The organism is Microbacterium proteolyticum (assembly GCF_029639405.1).
Lineage (GTDB): Bacteria > Actinomycetota > Actinomycetes > Actinomycetales > Microbacteriaceae > Microbacterium.
On record NZ_CP121274.1, the window covers coordinates 899,692 to 923,730 of the forward strand.

The following is a 24,039-nucleotide window of genomic DNA, read 5'->3' on the forward strand; positions in this document are numbered from 1 at the left end:
GGGGACTCCTAGGCGAAGGTGTCGACGAAGTGCTCGTGCGCGACCGGCGGCACGGGCTCGAGCTTCTGCGTCGTCTCGGGGCTGTAGGGGTGGTTCTTCGACGGCACCGGCTCGTCGGCCGGCGGCATGAAGACGGGCTTGCCGTCGTCGCCGAAGTACATGAGGTCGAGGTCGAACGCACCCTGGTTCTTCAGGCCGAAGCTGACCCAGTTCTCCTCGAAGGGCGCACGGGCGAGCTCGTAGCAGCGGAACTTCCAGAACTTCCACTCGCCGTCCTGCTTGAGGAAGTCGATGGCGTACTTGCACCACACCCAGTGCGCCCAGACCTTCTTGCCGAGCACCTCGTCGGGCGAGTACATGTCGGGGAACGCCTCGGCGACCCGGGGGTCGGTCAGGCCCGATTCGGTGCCGGCCATGAGCCAGACGCCCTTGGCGGTCTTGCCGTCGGCGGCGACCTCGATCACCGGGGTGTTCGTGGTGTGGAGGATGAGCTTGCCCTCGGGGTGGGGGCGTCCGCGGTGGTAGTCGGTGACGCTCTGCCACGTCGTGTACTGACCGGCGTTGGTGTAGCGCGCGCGGATCCCCTCGGTGCCCTCCTTCACCCACATCGGGATGATCTGCTCGTCCTCGAACGCGTTGTGCAGGTGCATGTAGCGGTTGAACAGGTTCTCGACCTGTCCGCGGTCCTCGGCGCGCTGCGCGAGGGACTGGGCGGCCTCGACCTGCTCGCGCAGGCGCGCGATCTCGGCGACGAGGTCCGAGAGGGATGCCTCGGTGATGGTGTTCGACACGGATACTCCTTCGTACGTGATGGGGTGTCAGGCCGGCTGGCGCGCGGCGACGGTCTCTTCGATGGCGGCGCGCATGAGCGCGTGCTGCTTCTTGACGAGGTCGATGGGGTCGCTCTCACCGAGATCGCTGAACGCGTGGCCCTCCCATTCGCTGGAGAGGTAGCCCCGGTATCCCCCGTCGACGAACTGCTTCACGATGCGCGGGATGTCCATCGCGGGCTCCTGCCCGTCGGGCCCGATGTCGTAGAACTTCGCGTGGACGTGGAAGATCTGCGGCATGATGTCGAGCCACTCCTCCGGCGGCACCAGCCCGTGCATGTTGAACGCGAGGCGCGTGAACGGTCCGAAGCGCAGCGGGTCGACGCCCTCGCCCGAGAGGTAGTCCTCGAAGGCCTGGTTGCGCACGTGCATGGGGGCCGGCTCGTGCCAGATCTCGTCCATGACCGGGAAATGCTTCTCGTCCATGCCCATCTGGCCGAGCGTGCGCAGCAGCGTCGGGGAGAGGGAGTGCATCGTCGAGGAGAAGTCGGCGGTGAAGCCGAGGCGGTCGCTGCCGAGCTCGTCGTACACCTCGCGGATCTCGAGCACCTTCGGGTCGTTCGGGCCGGAGGGCGCGTGGATCTCGTAGGCGAGCTTCTGGTCGTACTTCTCGGCGAGGGGCAGCAGACTGCGCAGCAGTTCCTTCCCCGCCGAGCGGATGACGACCGTGCGGAAGCCCAACGTGTGCGCCGACTTCAGCTGACGGGCGAAGAACTCGTGCTCCTCGTCGGGCGTCATGTCGCGGTCCTTGCGGCGCCCCATGTCGAGGTTCGTGCCGACCGCGCTGGCCTCGAGGCCGTATCTCTCGAGCGAGTCGAACCACAGCTGCACGAAGTCGTCGTCCACGTCGGGGTACGACCGCAGCAGCTGCGCGAAGTTGAACTCGACGCCCGGGCCGATGCCCTGGTCGTGGACCTCGCGGATCAGCGTCTCGGGCGTGTACAGCCCCGCGGCGAACTCGCTCGTCATCGAGTAGAGGGTGGTCCCGAGCTGGATGCCGGTCCCGGCGATGCCGTCACTCATGGCGGGTGTCCTTTCAGGCGCGCACGGCGTGCGACAGGTGGGTGTCGAGGGTGCGCCGGGCCTCGGCGGCATCCGTGATCATGCGCGAGCCCGCGGCCTCGGCGGCCGCGCGCTGGATGACCTGCTCGGCGCGGATGATCTCGAACGGGCTCTGCCAGTGGTTCCAGTGCCAGCCCTCGTACTCGCTGGACACGGCGCCGCTGTAGCCGTTGTCGACGAGAAGGGTGATGAGGTCGGCGACGGGCACCGAGGGCTCCCGGCCGTTCTCGTCGATGCCGAAGAACTTGCCGTGCACGTGCTTCACCCAGGGCATGATCTCGAGCCAGTCGTCGACCCGCGCCGGACCGAAGAGTCCGGTGCCGTTGATGCCGAGATCGATGCCGAGGTCGGGGCGGCCGTACTGGTGCGAGAGGCCGATGAAGCGGCCGAACCGCTGACCATGGTCGGCCTGGTCGGCGGGCGGACCCTGCTCGTAGTACTCGTCCCACAGCGCGACGACGGCGGCGAGCAGCTCCTCCGACGCGCCCCGGCGGCGGTACGCCTCGAGGAGCGAGGGCGCGAAGCCGGTGACGGTGGCACCCCAGTCCATCGTGAACCCGAGGAAGGGCGAACCGACCTGCTCGTACCGGTCGCGGAGGGCGAGGATGCGCGGGTGCGAGGCGTACTGATCGGCGTGCACCTCGAGCGCGAGGGTGACGCCGTACTCCTCGGCGATGGGGGCGAGCGCCTCCATCGAGTCGGGCGTCAGCGAGATCTGCACGCGCGCGATCGGGAAACCGAGCTTCGCCGCCGCCGCGATCTGCCGGCGCATGTAGGCGATGAGCTCGTCCTGGTCCATGAGCTTGTCGGGGCGCAGGCCGATGTCGGCGTTGACCGCGAGCGAGGTGCGGACGAGGCCGACCTCGTCGATCAGGTCGGAGAAGCGTCCGGCGAAGTGGTCGTCGATGTCGGGGAACCCGCGGAAGCTGGAGAATCCGATGATCTCCAGGCCCGGCCCGAAGCCCTCGGCCGCGGTCTTGCGGATGAGCTGGTCGAGGTCGTACTCGCGCCCGTGGAACGCGCGGGTGAAGCTGTAGAGCGTGACGCCCTGGATGGGCGTGCCGAGCGCGGTCATGCGAGGGCCTCCTCGGCCTGACGAACCGTCATCGTCTTCGTGTCGTGCTCCTCGATGTGGAGCACCTCGTCGTCGGCGATGATGATGTACGGGATGTAGAGCGTCAGATCGACCCGGACCTCGTGCTCGCCGGCGTCCAGCGCGAGGTCTCCCGAGAGCACGGCGGAGTCGGTGGGGAACCACCACTCCTGCGTGTTCGTCGTCATCTCTCCGAACGTGAACTCCTCGCCGTTCATCTCCCAGCGGAGCGTCTCGGTCGGGGCCTCGACCCCGTCGATCGTGAGCTTCGCCGCGGAGATGCAGGATGCCGGCAGCGCCCGGTACCAGGGGAGGCGGACCTCCACCGCCGCACGTCCGTCGCGGGCACGCAGCGTGCCCTGTTCGATGATGCGATCCGGGATCACCGCGACCTCCTCGTCGGTGCGGCCGAAGCCGCGAACTTCTTTGTTCTGATTTCTACACTCTATTGTCTGATTCCTGCATAAGCAAGGAATCAGGCCAGGGATGCCGCGATCGCGCGGGCCCCGCGGACCGCGAGCGCCACGGACGTCAGCGTGGGATTGCACGCCGTCGCGGTGGGGATGACGCCGTTGCCGGCGACGAACAGTCCCGGAACGCCCCAGACCTGACCGTCGGTGTCGCACACGCTCTCGCCGTCATCGGCGGCGCCCATGCGCGTCGAGCCCTGGTAGTGCAGCGACGAGCCGAGCGGCAGGGTGAAGGGTCGGTCCCCCACGGGATCGCCGATCGCCTCCGCCAGCCGCGTGATCTCCGCGCGGGCCCGTTCGATCACCTCGTGGTCGCGGTCAGTGAGGACGTAGTGGATGCGGGGAGCCGGCATCCCGTACCCGTCGACGTGCGCGTCGTCGAACTCGACGCGGTCGTCGGCCTGCAGGTCCTTCGCGCAGAACAGCCCGAGACCGACGATCGACCCCGGCACGACCGGGTCGTCCTCGGCGAGCGCGATCGGCGACGCATCGAGCTGCATGATCTGCCCGTGGAACGGCACGGCGTCGGTGAACGGCACCCAGCTGACGCCGCTGTACTCGGCGAGTCCGGTGGCCGGAGCGTCGGCCCCGAGGGGGGCGACGTCGCGCAGCCGCGACGCGAACACCACCTGCGCCTGGTCGTTGAGGTATCGGCCGAGGGCCGGCGGGCGCACGCCCGAGGCCCACAGCAGCTGCGGCGTCCGCAGCGCGTCGGCGGCGACGACGACCGCGCGCGCGACGATCTCGTGCACCTCGCCCGAGCGCAGGTCGCGGACGACGACGCCCGCCGCGCGCCCGTCGGCGAGGACCACCGAGGTCACGAGCGACTCGTCGAACAACGAGAACGCCGGGTTCGTCCGCGTCACGTCGCCGAGGACCACGTCCGACCCCGACCACACCAGGCGACCGTCGTCGCGCCGGTGCACGGCCAGCGGCATCCGCTGCACCTTCGTCGCGTCCGTGCGTCCGTCGTCGACCGCGGCAGCCAGCCGTTCGCGCACGATCTCGCCGAACGGGGCGGAGTCGAAGGCGTCCCGCGTGACGCCGAGCAGACGCTCGGCCTCGGCGAGGAGTTCGTCCATGTCGGGGAGGAACCCGATGCGCTCGCTCTCGTTCGGCCACGGGCACGCGCCGGTCCAGTGGGCGGCCATGCCGCCCACGTTGCTCGACATCGCCGCGACCGGCAGGCCGTCCTCGCCCTCGAAGACGTAGCCGTCGTCGAGCAGGAACGTTCCGGGACGCGCCCCGCGCACCCCGGCCTTGGCGGCGCCGGGGCTGGCGACCTTCGTTCCCCGCTCCCCCGGGCCCTCGGACGCGACCTGCGCGCGCGTGCGCTCGGCCGGCTCGGCGATGTTCTTCACGTGCGCGCCGGGCGGGTCGGACACGGTCGGACCCACCTCGAACATCGCGAGCGTCAGGCCCGGCGCGCGCTCGGAGAGCACGCGGGCGTACGCGGCGCCCGTGGGACCGCTGCCGACGATCGCGACGTCGACCGACGCGGGGTACTGCCGCGCGCTCATGCCGTGCGCCCCAGCTCGACGATGTGGGCGACGGATGCCGCGGATTCGGTCGTGGGGTAGTATTCCAGGCCGATCGGCCCGTCGTATCCGCTCGCGCGCAGCAGGCGGAAGCGTTCGGCCCAGTCGAGGTCGCCCGTCCCCGGCTCCCCGCGCCCGGGGGCGTCGGCGAGCTGCACGTATTTGATGAGGTCGCCCGCGTGGTCGAGCTCCGCCTCCATGTCCTCGCCCTCGACGGCCGAGTGGTAGATGTCGTAGAGCACACCGAACTGCGGCGAGTCGACCCCGCGCGCGACGTAGACGGCCTCGGACGTGCGGTCGAGCAGCGAACCCGGGTGGTCGACGCGGACGTTCACGGGCTCGAGCACGAGCGTGACGCCCGAGCCGTCGATCTGCGCGACGGCCTTCCGGTAGATCTCGATCAGCTTGTCCAGCTGCACCTGCCGCTTCCAGCCGCCGAAGCCCGTGCCGCTACCCACGACGATGCGGGGGCAGCCGAGGTCTCGGGCGATCGCGACGCCCTCGTCGAGCTTGCGGTAGAACTCCGAGTGGTCCCACGGCGGGATCATGAACTGCGTCCGCGGCTCGGCAAGCTGCGCGGTGAGCTGCGTGCCGGTCTCCTCGAGCGCGGCCTTCAGCGCCGGGAGATCCTTCGGGGTCGCGGGGGCGTCCACGCCGGTCGGACCCCAGATCTCGACGGCGTCGAAACCGGCCGCGGCGGCCGCGCGCACGCGGTCGTGGTAATCGCCGGCCTCGGTGAAGAGCAGTTCGATGTTGGGGGCGAGCTGATACATGGGGGTCCTTTCGTTGTGCGGGCGCGCCGACCTGTGGATGCCGGGTGTCCTGGCATCCATTCGGGGTGCGCCCTAGCCCTTGAGGCCGCCGGCGAAACCTTGGATGAAACGCTTCTGAGCGAAGAGGTAGAAGGCGAGGATCGGCACCATCGAGACGATGACGATCGCGAAGATCTGGTTCCAGGCCGAGACCAGCGAGCCGATGTAGTAGTACATGGCGACCGGGAGCGTCTGGTTCGCCGAGCCGCCGAGGAAGATCAGCGACGTGAAGAAGTCGTTCCAGACGATCAGGCCCGCGAGGATCGCGACGGTGCCCGTCGCGGGCGACATCAGCGGCAGCACGATGCGGAAGAAGATCTGCGTCCGAGTGGCGCCGTCGATCGTGGCGGCCTCTTCGTACTCGGTGCCGAGGCCCCGGAAGAATCCGGCGTACAGGAAGATCGCCAGCGGCAGCAGCATCCCGGTGTAGAGGATGATCATGCCCCAGGCCGAGCCGGTGAGTCCGAGCGAACGGGCCCCGATGTAGAGCGGCACGGTGCCCAGCTGCGTGGGCAGCACGATGGCGACGAGGAACAGGTAGTAGACCGCGCGGCTCCAGCGGCGGGTGCTGCGGGCGATGACGTAGCCGGTGAGCGAGCCGAGCAGCACCATCAGGACGATGCTGCCGGCGGTGATGACGATGCTGTTGACGAGGCCCATCACGACGTTCGAGTTGCCGGTCGCGGTGAGCACCTTGATGAAGTTGCCGAAGTCCGGGGCGGACGGGGGAGCGAGCGTCGACGAGGTGATGACCTCGCGGTCGGACTTCAGCGCCGTCGTGACGAGGAAGTAGAACGGCAGCAGGAACACCAGCGCGAGGAACCAGAAACCGAACTCGCGGAGCGCGGTGAGCTTGGTGTAGCGGAACATGTCAGGACTCCTCGGAACGACCGGCGGTCACGCGCTGCTGCACGACGGCGAAGACCAGGATGATGAGGGTGAGCAGGAGGGCGAGCGCCGCGCCGTACCCGAAGTTGCCGAGGGCGAACGACTGCTTGTAGACCTGCGTCGCGAGGGTCTCGGTGGCGGCCGCGGGGCCGCCGCCGGTGAGGGCCATGATCTGGTCGAAGACGCGCAGGCCGTTGACGAGGCCGAGGGTCGTGGCGATCGCGACCGCGGGGCGGATCGACGGCAGGGTGACGTGCCAGAAGCGCTGCCAGAGGTTCGCCCCGTCGATGGCGGCGGCCTCCTCGATCTCGACCGGCACGGCGGCGAGGCCGGCCATGTAGATGACCATCGCGAAGCCGATGTTCTGCCACACCAGCACGATGAGGACGGTCCAGATCGCCCAGGTCGGATCGGCGACCCAGGCGCGGGCGATGTTCCCGAGGCCGACCCCGCGCAGCGCGAGGTTGAGCGGACCGTTGTAGTCGAAGATGAACTTCCAGATGTAGGAGGTCGCGAGGGGGCTCAGCACCACCGGCATGAAGAACAGGGTGCGCAGGATGTAGCGGGACTTGAGCCCGCGGTTGAGCCCGAGCGCGAAGCCCAGGCCGAGGACGTTGCTGAGGATCACCGACCCGAACGCGAGGAACAGCGTGTTCCAGAGGGCACCGAGCTTGGTGGGGTCCTGGAAGATCTTGACGAAGTTGTCGAGGCCGATCAGCTCGAACGCGCCGATCCCGGTCCAGTTCGTGAAGGCGAAGAACCCGCCGACGCTCGTGGCGACGTAGTGGATGCCGATGACGAAGACGATCCCGGGGAGCGCCCACCACCAGTGGCCGAACTTCAGCAGTCCGGGCCGCCGGGGAGCCGGGGCGCGGCGCCGTCCGCGGCGCGGCAGGACCACCCGCTCGGTCTCGGTCCGAGCCGCTTCGCTCGGTCGAAGTGTTGTGCTCATGACGTCCTCGTCTCCGTGGGGAAGGGTGCGGCTCCGCCGCCCGGGTCCCTCGGGGTCCCGGGCGGCGGAGGAGGTCAGTTGCCCCAGGCGGCGTCCATGCTCTGGAGCACCTGGTCGATGGTGGTCTGCCCGGTGAGCAGTCCCTGACCGCCGACCTGCAGCGCCTCGTACACCGACGGGTTGGGCCAGATGTTGTTCGGCAGCGGCGTGTACTGCTTGTTCTTCAGCAGATCAGCCACGGGCGCGTAGATCGTGCCGCTGAGGTCGAGCGTGTCGAAGGCCGACACGGGCAGCTCACCCGAGAGCTCGTAGTAGCGCTGCTGCTGGGCGGGCTCGGCCATCCACTCGAGGAAGTCCTGCGCGGCCTGCTTGTTCTTGGCCTTGGCGTTGATCGACAGCGTGTAGTTGGAGCTTCCGAGAACCATCGGCTCGCCGCTCTCGGCGGGGAAGGGCTCGACGGCGAACTCGGCCTCGGCCGGCGCGGCCTTGGAGATCTCGACCGCGGCACCCGACGGGATGAAGCTGCCGACCGAGGTGCCCTGGGCGAGGCCGTTCGTGATGGCGTCGAAGCCACCGCCCTCGGCGCCCGGCTGGAAGCAGCCGGCGTCCTTCAGGTCGATGAAGGTCTGGAGGGTGTCCTTCCAGCCCTGGCTGTCGGCGAAGGTGACCGTGCCGTCGGCGCGCTGCTGGTTCCAGTCGGGCGTCGACGAGTACACGCGGGTCGCCGAGATGCCCTGGATGGTCAGACCCACGTTGGGGCCGGCGGCACCGGCGAGGGCGAGGAGCGATGCGCCCTGACCCTGGAGCGACGAGCAGGCCGCGGTGAGTTCGCTCATCGTGGTCGGGAAGGAGTCGAGGCCCTTCATCTTGGCGGTGCCGAGGCTCGCGACGACGGCGCCGATGGTGAAGTCCAGGGGCTGGCCGTAGACCTTGTCGTCGATGGTGTACACCGACTCGCTGCCGGGGATGATGAGGCTCTTCGCGGTGTCGCCGAGCGGTTCGAGGAACCCTGCCTCCGCGAGCGGGATGATGCCGCGGGCGTCGCCCGAGCCGGGCGTGGTCTGGATGACGTCGGAGGCGTTGCCGGCCTGCAGCTGCGTGCGGATCGTCTCGCCGTACTTGTCGTTGGGGGTGGGGTTGGTCGTGATGGTGACGCCCTCGTGCTGCGCCTGGTACTCGTTGGCGAGGGTCTGGTACGGGCTCTCGAGGTTGTTCGAGGTGGCGAACGTGAACGTGAAGGAGCCGCTGTCCCCGGAGCCGGTGTCGCCGCCGGAGCCGGAGCATCCGGCCAGGACCAGGGCTGCGGTGGCGGGGAGGGCGAGGAGACTTACGAGCCGCGTGACGCGACGGCGGGGTTGAGTCATGGCCAGCCTTTCTGACGACGTTGTCGGCGGCTCCTTCGGTGGAGCGCCTGTGCTGTGATCCTCAGTATCGAGGGGATGCGCCGAAAAAGCACATAAGTCTCGTAGATAGAGCACATAAGGCCAGCCCGGACGGATGGCATCCACCCCCGCGATAACTCACGTGCGGCACATAGACCCCGTGGATACACTGGCGTCACGCATATCCGAGCGAAGGATCACATCGTGGTGACCGATCATGCGACGCTGTCGCGCCTCGACCTCAACCTGCTCATCGCGCTCGACGCGCTGCTCACCGAGCGGAGCGTGACGCGGGCGGCCGACCGGCTGCACCTCAGCCAGCCCGCCCTCAGCGCCTCGCTCGCGCGGCTGCGCACGCACTTCAACGACCAGATCCTCGCGCGGCGCGGGAACACGTACGAGCTCACGCCGTTCGCGGTGCGGCTGACCGATCACACGAGCACGGCCCTGGAGGCCGCCCGGCGCGTCTTCGAGAGCCAGGCGTCGTGGTCGCCCGCCGAGTCGACCCGCGAGTTCTCGATCTACGGCTCCGACTACGGCTTCGTCACCGTGGGCACCGTGGTCTCGCAGCTCGCCGCCGAGCAGGCCCCCGGGGTTCGGTTCCGCTACATGCTGCACAACCCCGGCATCGTCGAGGACGCCGCCAACCGCCTCCGCTCCGCCGACGCCATGGTCATCCCCCACGGTCCGGTCTCGGAGCTGCCCTACCTCGACCTGTGGCAGGACGACTGGCTCGCCGTCGTCTCCGACGACAACGACGAGGTCGGGGAGTCGCTCACGATGCAGAACCTCGCCGACATGCCGTGGGTGCTCACGTTCCAGTCCCGCTCGGCCTTCACCTCGGCCGCGCGCCAGATCCAGCAGCTGGGCGTCGAACCGCACATCGAGGTGGTGCTGGAGAGCTTCCTCCCGGTGGGGCACTTCGTCAGCGGCACGCGCCGCGTGGGTCTCGTGCAGTCGGCTCTCGCTCCGCACCTGCTCCGTATCGGCGGCATCCGCGTCGTGCCCCTGCCGTTCGCCGCGACACCGATCGTGAGCGCGCTGTGGTGGCATCCCTCGCACAACCGCGATCCCGAACACGAGTGGATGCGCGGACTGTTCGCCGAGGCCGGCCGCCGGGTCGCCGCGGGGCACGCGCCGCACTGAGTCCCGCTACGCGTCCGGCATCAGCGAGCGTGATACACGGCATCTGGATGCCACCGCGCCCATCGCTGGCCATCCCCGGCGCCCCATGGCTACGGTGAAAATCAGAACCAACGTCCTGATTCTGTAAATCCCGCGTTCGTCCCCCTTCCGATGCCCGCTCAGTGAGGAGCACCCCATGGCACAACCGTTGCGCATCCTGATCGTCGGCGCCGGGATCGGAGGCCTGAGCACGGCCTCGGCCCTCGCCCGGATCGGCGCGAGAGTCGACGTCATCGACGACAAGCCCGAGATCAGCGTCGCCGGCGTCGGCTTCGGCCTGCGCATCAACGGGCTCCGCGCGGTGCGCGACATCGGTCTCCTCGAGGACGTGCTCGCGATCGGCCACCCCGCGCCCGGGATCGACAACTACGACGCCGACGGCAACCTCCTCAGCACCATGAGCTACGGCACACGGGACGAGGGGCTCCCCGGTTGCGTGACGATGTCGCGCATCGCGTTCCTGGAGCTCGCCGCGAAGCACGCTCTCGACAACGGCTGCACCTTCCGGATGAGCACGACCGTCGCCGACATCGCCCAGGATGCCGACACGGCCACCGTCACGTTCAGCACGGGCGACCGCGCCGACTACGACCTCGTGCTCGGCTTCGACGGCCTCCACTCGCAGATCCGTCGTGAGTACTTCGGCGAGAAGTACGCTCCCCGCCCCGTCGGCGGGGTGGCGTGGCGCGCGGGACTCCCGAACCGCCGCAGAATCATGCAGCCCATCATCTGCCAGGGCTACGGCGGCAAGATCATGCTCACGCCGCTGTCGGAAGACCTCATGTACATGGTGCTCACCGTGGCGGAGGAGGGGCGCCCGCGGTACGACGCGAGCAGGATGGCCGAGATCATGCACGATCGCGCGGCCGCGCTCACCCGTGGGTCGGAATTCCTGGCCGATGCGCTCGAAGACGTGCGCCACGCCGAGAACGTCGCCTACACGCCCTACTCCACCGTGTGGGTGCCGTACCCGTGGTTCCGCGGTCGCGTCATGATCCTGGGCGACGCGGCGCACACGATGACCCCGTACCTCGGGTCGGGGGCGGCGATGAGCATCGAGGACGGCGTCGTGCTCGCGCAGGAGCTCGCGAAGGACCAGTCTCTGCTCGACGCGCAGCTGAACTTCATGAAGCGCCGCCTTCCGCGCGTGCGCGCGGTGCACGAGCGATCGATCGAGTCGATGCTCGAGGAGTTCGACTCCGTCACCGAAGAGACGTACCGCGCCCGCATCGACCACCTCCGCCACGACGAGCCGATCGCCAACGAGTACGCGAACCGCCTCCTGCGGATGCCCTATTGAGACCCCCGAGGAGACGCCCGTGTCGCACACGTCCACCCGCACCCTTGTCGTGGATGCCGCCCGAGAGAGCGCCTTCCGTCCGCTGAACGGCGTGGGCGGCGTCCCCGGGCCCGTCGAGGGCCACCCCGAGTTCCCCGACATGACGCCGCTGTGGCGGGAGGCGGGGGTGACGGTCGTCCGCTCGTTCGACTGGGTGTCGCGCCTCGACACCCGCGACAACCCCACGAGCCTGTTCCCCGACTGGAGCGCCGACCCCGACGACCCGGCGAGCTACAACTTCACCGCGACCGACGCGTGGGTGGAGGCGGTGCACGCGATCGGCGCCGAGGTCCTGTTCACGGTGGCCAGTTCCATCCCGAAGAACAAACTCCCGGCCGAAGACGTCGAGCTCTACGGCAGGGTCGTCGAGCACATCATCCGCCACTACTCGGCAGGGTGGGCGGGCGGACCCGCGAAGCCCGTCCGCCTCTACGAGTTCGGCGACCAGCCCGACTTCGGCCCCCTGCACTTCGGCGGGCGCCCCGAAGACTTCTACGCGATGTACCGCGCGTTCTGCGAGGCGGTTTCCCGAGTGGATGCCAGCCTGACGGTCGGTGGGCCGTCCCTCGCCTTCGCGCTCGAAGCCGACGCGCCCTACCGCGAGGGCTTCCTCGCGTTCGTGCGCGAGAACGACCTCCCCCTGCACTTCTTCTCGTTCCTCTGGTTCACCGACGGCAGCCGCGATCCGCTCGACTACCGCTATGTCGCCCGCGAGCTGCGGACCGTGCTCGATCGTCACGGGTTCACCGACACCGACCTGACGCTCTCGTACTGGAACTACCTCGCGGTGCCCAGCAGCTCGGCCCCGGCCGCCGAGAAGGGCGCGTTCCAGGTCGCGACGGCGATCGCACTGCAGGACACGGTGATCGACCACGCGTTCTTCTTCCGCGCCGACAGCGGCCGCGACCCGCACTACGGTTTCGTCGACCCGGGCGGCGTCGGCGACGTGGACGGCACCCCCGACGAGCGTTCCCGCGCACTGTCCCTGGCCGGACGCGCCCTCACCGGGCGACGCCTCGCCGCCGCGGGTGGGGACGAGTCGGGTCTGGCCGTCGCCGCCGGCCGCGACGGCGACACCGTGCGCGTGCTGGTGTCCAACTACGTCGCCCCCGACAGCGCCCTCGCCCCGCGCGACGAGGACCGCTTCACCTTCCGCATCCCGATCGGCGAGCAGCGGATCGAGCTGGGCCTGACCCTGCCCCCGCAGCGCCCCGACCTGGCATCCGCCCGGGTCGAATCGGCTCGGATCGAGGTGCAGAACCTGCCCTGGACGGATGCCATCGTGCACGCCACGATCACGTCCCTGGACGGCGTGGTCGAGGGTCCTCACCCGGTGACGGTGTCCGCCACCGGCGCCCTCCAGCTCGATGTGCCCCTGCCGCCGCAGTCTGCGATCCTCGTGGAACTGACGGAGTGAGGACAGGGGGTCCCGTGAGCGGGGTATCGGAGCCCAAGCAGCAGCGCAGCCGCGACTCGTTCGCGAAAGTGCGCGCCGCGGTTCTCGAGCTCCTGCACGAGCGCGGGACCGGTCAGTTCTCGCTCGCGGAGGTGAGCGCGCGAGCCGGCGTGTCGATCGGGTCGATCTACGGACGGGTCCCGGGCAAGGCGGAGCTGCTGCGGGCCGTCCAGGCACAGGAGTTCGATCGCCTCGACGCCGAGACCGAGCAGCGCGTGGGCGCGGCGGGGGTCGGGGCCGCGAGCTTCGCGACCGCGACGGCCGAGATCGTCACGGTCTACGCCGGGATCCTGCGCGAGAACCGCGACCTGTTGTCGCCCTTCTTCCTCCTGGGGGTGGAGGATGCCGAGATCCTCGCGCGCGGGCGACGCTCCGGTGACGCGGGGCAGGCGGTCTTCCTCCGCGCGCTCTTCGCCGCCGCCGCCGAGCACGGCGTCGACCTCCCGACGGAGAGCGTCGTCTGGGCGTTCGAGATCTTCTACAGCCTGTGCGTGCGGTACCTCGGCCTCGGCGTGACGGCGACCGCGAGCCCCCACGACGCCTACGCCTGGCCCGACCTCCTCGAGCGCCTCTCGCGCACGGTGTACCTGACGATCGCGGGGGACTGACTGCGCCAGCCGGTCACCCGACCGGCACCGCCCGCATCGCCGACCGGATGAGGTCGTGCTGGCGCCGCACGAGCAGCAGCGGGTCGACCTCGCCGAGTTCGGCGAAGGCGTGCCCCTCCCACTCGCTCGACCAGAATCCGCGGTAGCCGCCCTCGACGAACACGCGCACGAGCTCGGGATAGTCGATCGCCGGCTCCTGGCCGTCGTCGTCGATGTCGTAGAACTTCGCGTGCACGTGGAGGATCTGCGGCATGATGTCGGCCCACTCGCGGGGGTCGACGTGCCCGTGCATGTTGAACGCGAGGTGGGCGAACGAGCCCAGGCGGCCGGGGTCGAAGTCACGCCCGCGCAGGTACGCGAGGAACTCCTGCTGACGCGCCTGCATCGTGGCATCCGTCGCCCAGATCTCCTGAAGACGCGCGACCGCTTCGTCGTCGAGCCCCGCACGACGGACGGCCCGCAGCAGCGTCGGCGACATCGCGTGCATGGTGGACGAGAAGTCGGCGACGAAGCCGAGCAGCGGCGAGTCCAGCTCGGCGTAGGTCTCGCGCACCCGCAGGATCGGCTCGGCGTTCGGGCCCATGGGTGCGTGGATCTCGTACGCGAGCTTCAGCTCGAGGTCCTCCGCGATCGGCAGCAGCCGGCGCAGCAGCTCGGGCTTGGCCGACTGGATGCGCACGAGCGGGAACCCGAGCTTCTTGGCGCCCTCGAACATGAGGGTCGAGAACTCGAACTCCTCGTCGGGGGTCATGTCGCGATCGCGCCGGCGCCCCATGTCGAGGTTGGCGCCGAACGAGCTCTCGACGAACCCGTGCCGGTCGAACGCCGCGCGCCACGTGCGCACGAAGTCGTCGCCGACCACCGGGTAGGTCGGGACCATCTGGGATGCCACGATCTCGATGCCCGGGCCGATCCCGAGATCCGCGACCCGGTCGAGCAGACCGTCGAAGTCGTACCAGCCGGCGCGGAACTCCGCGCTCGCGGAGTAGAGCGTCAGGCCGAGCCGGAACGGGTCGTCGTCGGTCGCGGGCGGCGCGGGAACCGTCTCGTGCACGAGCGCCGGGGGCACGGCATCCGTGTCGACGACCGTCAGGGACTCCACGTCGTGGACCACGTTCGGCACGTACATGCCGGGGCCGCCGTCCTGGCCGGGCGCGATCTGCATGTAGGGCAGGCGCAGCTCGCCGTGCAGCACGACGTCGTGGGTCTCTCCGAGCGCGACGGGTTCGGCCCGTCGGACCACGAGCAGCGGGTGCTGCTGCAGGAACCACAACGTCTCGCTCTGCTCGGGCAGCTCGTCGAGGCGGTAGCGGCGCTCGCCCAGCTCGAACCGGAGGTCGTCGGCATCTACTCGTTCCCCGTCGACGGTGAGGTCGAGCGAGGTGACCGACGAGAGCCAGAGGCTCCGGTACCAGGGGATCGTCAGCCGGAGCGCGAGCCCGTCGGGGTGGGTGCGGAGGCTGTCGGCGTGGATCAGTCCGTTGGGCATGACGCGTCTCAGAGCCGGTCGGCGATCTGGCGGATGAGCGAGTGCTGGCGGCGCACCTGCTCGATCGAGCGCCACGGTTCGCGCTCGCCCTCGTACTCGCTGGAGAGGTAGCCGGTGTACCCGGCGTCCTTCAGCGCGCGGAGCACCGGCTCCCACGGGATCTGCTTGTCGTCGAGCTCTTCGTCGATGTCGTGGAACTTCGCCTGGATGAACACCACGTTCTCGATCACGTCGAAGACGTCGTTCGGGTCGACGTGAATGCCGTCGAGGAACGCCGGACGCCGACCCGGCAGCTCGCCGACCTTCAGCGGGATCGGGCGGTCCTGGAAGATCCCGGTGTCCAGCAGCAGCCCGAAGTGCTTCGTGCCGGTGCGGCGGATGAGGGCGATGTAGTCCTCGACCACCTCGTGCTTGATCGGGGTGGGCGAGTGGATCTCGGGGCAGATGATGACGTCGAGCTCCTCCGCGAGCGGGAGGGAGGCCTCCACGGCCTCGGTCCAGATCGGGTGGGGGACGAGGTCGCTCGACACGACGCCGATCTTCGGCCGGACGAACCGGAAACCGAGGCGCTTCGCCAGACGCAGGTCGCGCTGCAGGACGGCGGCGCCTTCTTCGGCGGTCATGTCGCGGGCGTTCGGGCCGCTGGAGTGCAGGCGCGTGTCGATCCACGAGCCGTAGTTCGTCGGCTCGAGGCCGTACTTCTGCAACAGCGCGAACCACTGCTCGACCCACTCGTCGGAGGGGTTCGGGTAGTTCGGGATGTGCGCTTCGCCGAGGATCTCCAGGCCCGTCGCGCCGAGGTCGGCGATCGAGGCCATCGCGGTCTCGAGGTCCAGGACCGTGCCGAAGTCGCTCATGTAGCTGTACAGCGAGACGCCGTACCGGAAGGGGGCACCGGATGCCTCGGGCGCGAGCGTGACGTGCTTGGTCACGCGGTACGTGCTGGGCTGGTGCTCCTGCGGGATGTACGACATGCGCAGCCGGAGCTCGATCGACAGCTCGTGCACGCCGTCGGGCAGACCGCCGGCGAGCGGCACGGTGATGATCGCCGCGTCCTCGAGCGGCCAGCGCACACCGTCGCCGTCCCACAGCTCGGCGAGCGTGTACTGCTGTCCCTGCAGCGTCCACAGCGGCACGTCGGGGGCGACGTCGACGAGCCCGGGGATGCTCACGCCGATCCCGTCGATGAGGGACGCGGCCATGCCGCGGTACGACGGCATGCGGACGCGGAACTGGAATCCGGTGATCTCGTCGCCCTCGCGGACGTTGCGGAATCCGACGGACTGGATGAGGTCTCTTTCGAGAAGCATCGTCGCTCACTCTCTGTGGGGTTCGCCTTCGACGCTACCCCCTTATGCCTTATTCAGACATAAGCGTTCCTGATCCCCCGCATCAGCCCACGTCCGGCGGCTCGCGCAGGCGTGAGTCGCCAAGATTTGTCGCCTCGGTGCGCCGAGAAGCGACAAATCCTGGCGACTCACGCGTCGGTCAGGCGGTCTCGCGGGCGCGAACGTCCTCGGAGGGCGAAGCGACGGCATCCAGTCGACGCGTCGCGACGAACGTCGCGACCGCCACGGCGACGGCTGCGACACCGACGACGCCCACGGCCGTCGTCAGCCCACCGAGGGCGGCGGCGAGGATCCCGATGAGGATCGGCGTCAGGAACTGGCCGAAGAAGAACGACGCCGTCCACAGGCCCGTCACCCGCCCGCGCTCGGCGAAGGTCGTGGTCGCGACCACCCATCGCAACAGCGTGGGCAGGACGAGTCCCGAACCGAACGATGCGACGATCGCCCCCGCCACCACCCCCGGGACGCCCGGCACGATCCAGACGATGAGGAGCCCCACGGCCTGGAGCGCGAACGCGATCGGCAGCAGGCGCACGTCCAGCCGACGTACCAGCGAGGCGAAGAGAATGCCGCCGATCGCGGTCGCCAACGACGCCACGGCGGCGACTCCACCGATGACAGCGGTGTCGTCCGCGGCGACCCCGGCGCCCACCAGCAGGTAGCTCACCTCGATGATCACGACGTAGAAGGTGAAGCCGCCGAACACCGTCACCAGCAGACGAGCGCCGATCCGACGCCAGGGGATGGCGACGCGTTCCGCTGCCTCCGCCGCGGACGTTCCCGACGAGGCCCGCGGCTCCCACAGCAGGAAGAACATGGGAATCGCGAGGACGAGGCTCACCGCGTACACCCAGAACGGCGTGTGCCACCCGCCACCGCCGAGCGCGCCGCCGAGCGCGATGAACACGGTGGCGGCGAGGGTGGTGACGACGGTCTGCGCGGCGAGGTAGCGGTTGCGGCGCTGGCCGTGGAAGTAGTCCACGATGAGCGCGGTGCAGACGGTCATGATCGCCGCCTCGCAGATGCCCACCAGCACACGGCTGACGAGGATCTCCGTCAGGCCCTCCATCCACGCGGGAGCGGTGCCGACGAGGGCGTAGACCACCATGGCGACGAGGAGCAGGGGTTTGCGTCCCACCCGATCCACGATCTGCCCCGCGAAGGGCGCCATGAGGGCGATGAACAACGCGGGGAGGGCGACGATCATCGGAACGAGGACCTCGGACCCCGGCGTCGCGGCGAAGTGCGCCGAGAGCTGCGGGAGGACGGGGGTGATGAGCACGGAGCCCAGCACCGGCATGCAGCTCCCGGCGAGGAGCAGGATGCCCTGGGCGGTTCCCGCGCGGTGGATACGGTGCGTGGTGGTGGAAGCGGACGTCATCGTCGGATCTCCTTAGACCGGACCGCCTCGCGTCGTCGCGAGGACGCCTCCATTGGACGCCCGTACCGCCCATCGCGGGAAGCGCCGATCACTGATCCCCGCTATCGCTCTCCCCGATGCGCCCCACCCCCGCGCGCGTGAGTCGCCAAGATTTGTCGCCTCGGCACGCCGAGAGGCGACGAAACTTGGCGACTCACGCCTCTGCGGAGAACACCTCGGAGGCGATGCGGAACGCCGTGTTCGCGGCGGGGACGCCCGAGTAGATCGCGGACTGCAGGATGACCTCGCGGATCTCGTCGATCGTCAGGCCGTTGCGGATCGCGGCGCGCAGGTGCATCGCGAGCTCCTCGTGGTGCCCGTGCGCGATCAGCGACGACAGCACGGCGACCGAGCGGGAGCGACGGTCGAGCCCGGGCCGCGACCAGATGTCGCCCCAGGCGACGCGCGTGATGAAGTCCTGCCAGTCGGCGGTGAGCTCGGTGGCGGCGGCGGTCGCGCGGTCGACGTGCGCGTCCGAGAGCACCTCGCGGCGCACCGTCATGCCCTGGTCGTGACGTTCCTGGTCGGTGGCCATCAGGCGTCCTCTCCCGAGACGGTGGCGAAGAACGAGCGGAGGACGGATGCCACGGCCTCCGGCTGCTCCGCGGGCGGCAGGTGTCCGGCGTCGTCGATGCGCACCGTGCGCCCGTGGGCGACGCCCGAGGCGATCTCGACGGCCTTCTCCTCCGGCGCGACGGCGTCGAACTCGCCCCACGCCGCGAGCACCGGCACCCCGATCTCACCGAGCACCGGCCTCACGTCGTAGGCGGCGAGCGCCTCGCAGCTGCGGGCGTAGCTCTCGTCGTCGGCGTCCTGCAGGGCGTGCAGCAGGCGTCCACTGAGTTCGGGGCGCCGGGCCATCGAGTCGGGGGCGAACCAGCGCTGCGCCGAGCCGATGATGAGGCTCGAGGTGCTCTGCGTGCGCGCCTGCGCGGCCCGCGCGATCCACGACTCCGCGTCGCCGAGCTTCGCCCCGGATGCCACGATCGCGGCGGCCCGCAGCCGTGCGCCGTGGCGCAGCGCCAGCTCGAGACCCGTGGCCCCGCCGAGCGAGACGCCGGCGTAGAGGAACGTCTCGTCGGGGACCGCCGCGGCGACGGCGTCGGCCAGATCGGCGACGGTGAACGGGCCGGTCGCCACGGGACCTGCGCCGTGGCCGGGGAGGTCCCACGCCGCGACGCGGTAGTCATCGGCGAGGAGCGGCACGACGTCCTCCCACAGGATGGTCGAGGTGCCGAGCGACGGCCCCAGCACAACGAGCGGGGCGTCGGCGGGGCCGACGGGGGCGGTGAGCGCGATCATCGGGGATCCTCCGTACGGGCCAGGCGCGGCGCGAGGCCGACGTAGCCGGCCGGGTCGAGCAGCGCGTCGATGTCGAGGTCGCGGGTCTCGGGCAGCGCGCGCAGCGCCTCCGCGAGGTCGCCGTCACCACCGACGAGCGCCGCGAAACGGTCGGCCCCGATCAGCGGGACGAGCACGCCGCGCAGCCGTTCGCTGACGATCCGTCCGCCGGTGAGGGCGAGGTTGTGGGCCACGGCATCTGTGTCCACGCGCAGATGCGCCGCGAGCGAGGACGCGTGCCACGAGGCCCCGAGGGCGAGGCGCAGCAGTTCGCGCAGCGTCGGCCACTCCGCGTGCCACGCGCCGTCGGGGCGCTCGTCGACGGCGAGGGCGGATGCCAGGTGCAGTGTCGCGGCCAGCTGCGGCGCACGGAGAGCTGCGGAGCGGATCAGCACGGCCTCGGCCGGATTCTGCTTCTGCGGCATGGCCGAGGATCCGCCGCCGGTCCCCTCGGAGACCTCGGCGATCTCGGTGCGGCTGAGGGTCGCGACGTCGGCGGCGAACCGGCCGACCGCGTCGATCGCCTGCGCGAGCGCGTCGCCGAGCTCGGTCACCGGCCAGCGCGTGACGTGCCACGGCGCGTCGGGGGCATCGAGTCCCGCGGCCTCGGCGTACGCCGCGGGCAGGGCGGCAGCGGCATCCACCGATCCTGTGATCTCCACGAACGACGCGAGGGTGCCGGCTGCCCCGCCGAGCTGCGCGGGGAAGACCAACGCATCCAGACGCGCCAGAGAGCGACGGATGCCGCGCTCCCACGCGGACGCCCGGGCACCGACGGTCGTGGGGACGGCGTGCTGCGTGAGCGTGCGGGCCGCGGCGACGGTGTCGGCGTGCGTCTCGGCGAGGGTCCGCAGCCACTGTCCGGTGTGCGTGAGGGAGGCGATCACCTGCGCGACCGCGGCGCGCGCCACGATCATCGCCGCGGTGTCGAGGATGTCCTGGCTCGTCGCCCCGCGGTGGATCCAGGGGCGGCATTCGGCGGGCACACGGGCCTTCAGCTCGCCGACGAGCGGGATCACCGGGTTGCCGCCGGCCACCGACGCGGTCGCGAGCGCGTCCAGATCGATGCCGAGCGAGGGCGAGCCGTACTTCTCGTCCAGGCCGAACGCGTGGTCAACGGCGACCGCGACCTCGCGGGGCGCGATCCCCCGGTCGGCGTACGCCGTCACGAGTGCGCATTCCGCGCGCACGAGCGCGTCCAGGTACGCCCGATCCGAGACGAGGCTGTCGTGACCGACGGTCGCCGGCGAGAGGAGCCCGGCGTCGAGGGGGTCAGAAGGCAAGGAAGACCGTCTCCTTCTCGCCCTGCAGCCGGATGTCGTGGTGGAGGTGTCCGTCGGGCGTACGCGTCGCCACGAGGCTAGCGCGCTCCTCCGCGTCGAGCGAGGACAGCAGCGGGTCGGCGGCGAGCGCGGCGTCGTCGCCCGGCACGTAGATGCGCGTGTGCAGCTTGTTGGGCAGGCCGCGCGCGAACACGATCGCCGCGAAGAACGCCGCCGTGCCGCCGGGCTCGCGGGTCCAGAACTCGAAGTGCCCCTCGTCGTTCGTGAAGGCGCGACCGAAGCCGGTGAACGTGTGGTCGTCGCGGCGGAACGCGCCGCGCGCGCGGGGCACCGAGCCGTCGGCATCCGCCCCGAAGATCTCGACGAGGGCATCGGGGATCGGGGCCCCCGCGCCGTCGTACACGGTGCCGCCGAGCACGATCGCACCGGGCGAGTGCGGGAAGACGACCTCGTGCTGCTTCGGGAATTCCAGGCCGTACGCGAAGAACGGGCCGACCGTCTGACCGGGGGTGGCGCGATGGGTCTTGGCGGGGGTGCTCATCACTCGTCGCCCTCCTGTTCGAAGTACGTCTGATCGGGGCCGTCGACGACGATGTCGAAGCGGTAGCCGGTGGCCCACTCGGGGGAGGTGAGGGCGTGGTCGTAGACGCCGACGAGGGCGTCGCGATCCTTCTGCCGGTGGATGCTGTTGTAGATCGGGTCGAGTGCGAACAGCGGGTCGCCGGGGAAGTACATCTGCGTCACGAGGCGCTGCGTGAACGACGTGCCGAACACCGAGAAGTGGATGTGGGCGGGTCGCCAGGCGTTCCGGTGGTTCTTCCACGGGTAGGGGCCGGGCTTGATCGTCGTGAAGGCGTACTCGCCCTGGTCGTTGGTGACCGCGCGGCCGGCTCCGGTGAAGTTCGGGTCGAGCGGGGCGGGGTGCTGGTCGCGCTGGTGGATGTAGCGCCCAGCGGAGTTGGCCTGCCAGATCTCGATCAGCTGGTTCGCGAGCGGCCGCCCCCACGAGTCGAGCAGGCGTCCGCGCACCGTCAGGCGCTCGCCGAGCGGCTCGCCTGCGTGCTGCAGCGTGAGGTCGGACTCGATCGCCGCCACGTCGCGCTGCCCGAAGGCGGGCGAGAACAGCTCGATCGTCTCGGGGTCGACGAGCTTCGGGTTCTTCGTGGGGTGGCGGAGCACGCTCGACCGGTACGCGGGGAAGTCGTAGGCGGTCGCCGGCACATGCTCGCCCGCGGTCTCGCGGGCGTCGAGGGCGGCGTGCGCGGCCTGGATCTCGCGGGTGATCTCGTCCTGCGTCGCCTGGTCGGGGGCGGCGAGCAGCGACTCGGGTGCGGCTGCGGGGGTGCGGGTCATCGGGTCTCCTTCGACTGCTCCATGGTCCGGCACGCGCCGGCATGCGCGCCAGTACGTTCCCGCTGAATGGGAGCCATGGCATCCTGAGTCCATGGCGAACTCCCCCTCGGGCGACTCGGTGACCGACCGCCTGGTGCGCATCCTCGAGACCTTCACCCCCACGCGCACCGCGCAGACGACGGCCGAGATCGGCCGCCGGGCGGACCTCCCGAGCTCGTCGGCGCACCGGATCGTGAACGAACTCGTGGATGCCGGTCTCCTCGAGCGCGACGAGGAGAGACGCGTGCGGGTGGGCATGCGCCTGTGGGAGCTGGCGACCCGGTCGTCGCACGCGCTGCGCCTGCGGCAGGCCGCCCTGCCCTTCATGGAACGCGTGCAGCAGCGCGTGCGCGAGCACACGCAGCTCGCGATCCTCGAGCAGGACGAGGCGCTGTTCCTCGAACGGCTCAGCGCGCCGGACTCGGGGGCGAACATCACGCGCGTCGCGGGGCGACTCCCCCTGCACGCCTCCTCGTCCGGGCTGGTGCTGCTCGCGTTCGCCCCGCACGACCTGCAGGAGCGGGTGCTCCGTCTCCCGCTCGTCCCCGTCACGCCCGCGACGATCACCGACCCCACCGTCCTGCGCCGCACGCTCGCCGAGATCCGGACGCTCGGCCGGGTCATCGCCCCCGGCTACGTCGACGAGGTGTCCACCGGTGTCGCGGTGCCCGTCCGCGACGAGACCGGCGCGGTCATCGCGGCACTGTCGGTGGTGCTGCCGCGCGACGCCGAGACGCAGTTCGCCCTCGGCGAGCTGCACCGCGCCGCCCGCGACACCGAGCGCGCCCTCGGCTACCGCCGCTGAGCGCGCTCGTTCGCGTGAGTCGCCAAGATTTGTCGCATCCGGCGCCCGAGAAGCGACAAATCCTGGCAACTCACGCGGAGGGAAGGCGGCCCGTTCATTGGGAATCGCGCAGCGATGGGGAGGCGATCCGGGGAGCATCGGGCGGGTACCCGTCGAAGGAGACGCCATGACCCCCACCGTCCGCACACGTGTCGCGATCGTCGGCGCCGGCCCCGCGGGACTCCTGCTCTCGCACCTCCTGGATGCCGCGGGCATCCCCTCCGTCGTCATCGACCAGCGCTCGCGCGACGAGATCGAGAGCACGATCCGCGCCGGCATCCTGGAGCAGGGCACGGTCGAGCTGCTCGACACCCTCGGCGACGCGTCGCGCGTGCGCACCGTCGGGCACCGCCACGACGGCATCGAGCTGCGCTTCGCCGGCGAGGGGCATCGCATCGATTTCGCCGACGCCGTGGGCCGCGCCGTCTGGCTGTACCCGCAGCACGAGGTGCTGAAGGACCTCATCGCCGCGCGGCTCGCCGCGGGGCAGGACCTGCGGTTCGGCGTCACGGCGGACAGCGTCGTGGATGCCGAGACCGACCGCCCGCGCGTGATCGCCCGGGACGCCGACGGGCTGCCGTTCGAGATCGAGGCGGAGTTCGTCGTCGGATCCGACGGGTCGCGCAGCGTCGCCCGCGCCGCGGTGACGGGGTCGAGCACCGGCGGCCACTTCCGCGAGTACCCCTTCGCGTGGTTCGGCATCCTGTGCGAAGCCCCGCCGAGCTCGGACGAGCTGATCTACAGCAACTCCCCCGACGGCTTCGCGCTCATCAGCCAGCGCTCGCCGACCGTGCAGCGGATGTACTTCCAGTGCGATCCCGAGACCGACACCGCCGCGTACTCCGAAGCGCAGCTGTGGGACGAGCTGCAGAAGCGCGTACCCGGCACGACGCTGACGGAGGGGCCGATCTTCCAGCGCGACGTGCTGCGCTTCCGCAGCTTCGTCGCCCACGAACTGCTCCGCGGTCGGGTCGCGCTCGTCGGCGACGCGGCCCACACCGTCCCGCCCACGGGCGCGAAGGGCATGAACCTCGCGGTCGCCGACGTGCGCCTGCTCGCCGAGGCCCTGCGCGCGCTGCTCCTCGACGGCGACGACCGCGCGCTGCTGACGTACCCCGAGCGGGCGCTGCACCGCATCTGGAAGGCGCAGCACTTCTCGTGGTGGATGACGAGCCTGCTCCACGTGGCCCCGCTCGGTGGTGGAGTCGGAGCACGGCCGCGCGTACCTCGCCGAGGCCTACACGGGCTGGCCGCTAGGCGCGTGAGTCGCCAAGATTTGTCGCCTCGGCTCGCCGAGAAGCGACAA

General features: G+C 70.2%; 22 protein-coding genes and 1 pseudogene. 6 read left to right on the forward strand and 17 right to left on the reverse strand.

Annotation, left to right across the window (positions count from 1 at the left end; genetic code table 11):
- Positions 1-8: 8 nt before the first annotated feature.
- From P8R59_RS05005 to P8R59_RS05045, 9 genes are all read right to left on the reverse strand, one after another.
- Positions 9-791 carry a nuclear transport factor 2 family protein gene (locus tag P8R59_RS05005; protein WP_278103012.1) on the reverse strand — a complete coding sequence of 261 codons (783 nt, stop codon included), beginning with the start codon at positions 789-791 and terminating at the stop codon, positions 9-11.
- A gap of 27 nt (positions 792-818) precedes the next feature.
- The gene (locus tag P8R59_RS05010; RefSeq protein ID WP_278103013.1) at positions 819-1,853 is read right to left on the reverse strand and encodes a sugar phosphate isomerase/epimerase family protein; all 1,035 of its coding nucleotides are present in this window, start codon (positions 1,851-1,853) and stop codon (positions 819-821) included.
- A gap of 13 nt (positions 1,854-1,866) precedes the next feature.
- Complete coding sequence (locus P8R59_RS05015; RefSeq protein WP_278103014.1) at positions 1,867-2,967, reverse strand: sugar phosphate isomerase/epimerase family protein; 1,101 nt, start codon at positions 2,965-2,967, stop codon at positions 1,867-1,869.
- Positions 2,964-3,371: a C-glycoside deglycosidase beta subunit domain-containing protein gene (locus P8R59_RS05020; RefSeq protein ID WP_077051206.1), complete on the reverse strand. Its 408-nt coding sequence runs from the start codon at positions 3,369-3,371 to the stop codon at positions 2,964-2,966. Before P8R59_RS05020 ends, P8R59_RS05015 begins: the two co-directional genes overlap by 4 nt.
- An 89-nt stretch (positions 3,372-3,460) precedes the next feature.
- Complete coding sequence (locus P8R59_RS05025; RefSeq protein ID WP_278103015.1) at positions 3,461-4,975, reverse strand: GMC oxidoreductase; 1,515 nt, start codon at positions 4,973-4,975, stop codon at positions 3,461-3,463.
- Positions 4,972-5,766 (reverse strand): TIM barrel protein, encoded by a 795-nt coding sequence (locus P8R59_RS05030; protein WP_278103016.1) that lies wholly within the window; start codon positions 5,764-5,766, stop codon positions 4,972-4,974. The genes P8R59_RS05025 and P8R59_RS05030 overlap by 4 nt, the downstream gene beginning before the upstream one ends.
- 72 nt (positions 5,767-5,838) lie before the next feature.
- Positions 5,839-6,675: a carbohydrate ABC transporter permease gene (locus P8R59_RS05035; RefSeq protein WP_278103017.1), complete on the reverse strand. Its 837-nt coding sequence runs from the start codon at positions 6,673-6,675 to the stop codon at positions 5,839-5,841.
- A 1-nt stretch (position 6,676) separates the two neighbouring features.
- Entirely contained in the window at positions 6,677-7,645 is a 969-nt protein-coding gene (locus P8R59_RS05040; RefSeq protein WP_077051203.1) for a carbohydrate ABC transporter permease, read from the reverse strand.
- A gap of 74 nt (positions 7,646-7,719) precedes the next feature.
- The gene (locus tag P8R59_RS05045; RefSeq protein ID WP_077051202.1) at positions 7,720-9,009 is read right to left on the reverse strand and encodes an extracellular solute-binding protein; all 1,290 of its coding nucleotides are present in this window, start codon (positions 9,007-9,009) and stop codon (positions 7,720-7,722) included.
- Positions 9,010-9,234: 225 nt separating this feature from the next.
- Between P8R59_RS05045 and P8R59_RS05050 the strand changes: the two genes are divergently transcribed.
- The 4 genes from P8R59_RS05050 to P8R59_RS05065 all read left to right on the forward strand — a co-directional run bounded on the left by P8R59_RS05050 (position 9,235) and on the right by P8R59_RS05065 (position 13,615).
- A complete protein-coding gene (locus P8R59_RS05050; protein ID WP_077051410.1) occupies positions 9,235-10,173 on the forward strand; it encodes a LysR family transcriptional regulator in 939 nt (312 codons plus the stop codon).
- Positions 10,174-10,348: 175 nt separating this feature from the next.
- A complete protein-coding gene (locus P8R59_RS05055) occupies positions 10,349-11,512 on the forward strand; it encodes an FAD-dependent monooxygenase (RefSeq protein ID WP_278103018.1) in 1,164 nt (387 codons plus the stop codon).
- 19 nt (positions 11,513-11,531) lie between these two features.
- Positions 11,532-12,968 (forward strand): hypothetical protein, encoded by a 1,437-nt coding sequence (locus P8R59_RS05060; RefSeq protein WP_278103019.1) that lies wholly within the window; start codon positions 11,532-11,534, stop codon positions 12,966-12,968.
- A 14-nt stretch (positions 12,969-12,982) separates the two neighbouring features.
- Positions 12,983-13,615 carry a TetR/AcrR family transcriptional regulator gene (locus P8R59_RS05065; RefSeq protein ID WP_278103020.1) on the forward strand — a complete coding sequence of 211 codons (633 nt, stop codon included), beginning with the start codon at positions 12,983-12,985 and terminating at the stop codon, positions 13,613-13,615.
- A 13-nt stretch (positions 13,616-13,628) separates the two neighbouring features.
- On the opposite strand, the gene P8R59_RS05070 is transcribed toward P8R59_RS05065, so the two are convergent.
- From P8R59_RS05070 to pcaH, 8 genes are all read right to left on the reverse strand, one after another.
- Entirely contained in the window at positions 13,629-15,104 is a 1,476-nt protein-coding gene (locus P8R59_RS05070) for a C-glycoside deglycosidase beta subunit domain-containing protein (protein WP_278103021.1), read from the reverse strand.
- 8 nt (positions 15,105-15,112) lie between these two features.
- A complete protein-coding gene (locus P8R59_RS05075; RefSeq protein WP_278103022.1) occupies positions 15,113-16,414 on the reverse strand; it encodes a C-glycoside deglycosidase beta subunit domain-containing protein in 1,302 nt (433 codons plus the stop codon).
- 178 nt (positions 16,415-16,592) lie between these two features.
- Positions 16,593-17,834 (reverse strand): MFS transporter, encoded by a 1,242-nt coding sequence (locus P8R59_RS05080; RefSeq protein ID WP_278103023.1) that lies wholly within the window; start codon positions 17,832-17,834, stop codon positions 16,593-16,595.
- Between the two features lie 193 nt (positions 17,835-18,027).
- A complete protein-coding gene (gene pcaC / locus P8R59_RS05085) occupies positions 18,028-18,408 on the reverse strand; it encodes a 4-carboxymuconolactone decarboxylase (protein WP_278103024.1) in 381 nt (126 codons plus the stop codon).
- Entirely contained in the window at positions 18,408-19,175 is a 768-nt protein-coding gene (locus P8R59_RS05090; RefSeq protein ID WP_278103025.1) for an alpha/beta fold hydrolase, read from the reverse strand. Before P8R59_RS05090 ends, pcaC begins: the two co-directional genes overlap by 1 nt.
- Positions 19,172-20,497 carry a lyase family protein gene (locus tag P8R59_RS05095; protein ID WP_278103026.1) on the reverse strand — a complete coding sequence of 442 codons (1,326 nt, stop codon included), beginning with the start codon at positions 20,495-20,497 and terminating at the stop codon, positions 19,172-19,174. Before P8R59_RS05095 ends, P8R59_RS05090 begins: the two co-directional genes overlap by 4 nt.
- The gene (gene pcaG / locus P8R59_RS05100; RefSeq protein ID WP_278103027.1) at positions 20,487-21,038 is read right to left on the reverse strand and encodes a protocatechuate 3,4-dioxygenase subunit alpha; all 552 of its coding nucleotides are present in this window, start codon (positions 21,036-21,038) and stop codon (positions 20,487-20,489) included. Before pcaG ends, P8R59_RS05095 begins: the two co-directional genes overlap by 11 nt.
- Complete coding sequence (pcaH, locus tag P8R59_RS05105; protein ID WP_278103028.1) at positions 21,038-21,850, reverse strand: protocatechuate 3,4-dioxygenase subunit beta; 813 nt, start codon at positions 21,848-21,850, stop codon at positions 21,038-21,040. The genes pcaG and pcaH overlap by 1 nt, the downstream gene beginning before the upstream one ends.
- Positions 21,851-21,941: 91 nt before the next feature.
- On the opposite strand from pcaH, the gene P8R59_RS05110 reads away from it, so the two are divergent.
- On the forward strand, positions 21,942-22,694 hold the full coding sequence (locus P8R59_RS05110; protein WP_278103029.1) for an IclR family transcriptional regulator: 753 nt from the start codon (positions 21,942-21,944) through the stop codon (positions 22,692-22,694).
- A 166-nt stretch (positions 22,695-22,860) separates the two neighbouring features.
- Positions 22,861-23,998 (forward strand): annotated as a pseudogene (locus P8R59_RS05115) (4-hydroxybenzoate 3-monooxygenase).
- Positions 23,999-24,039: the final 41 nt, after the last annotated feature.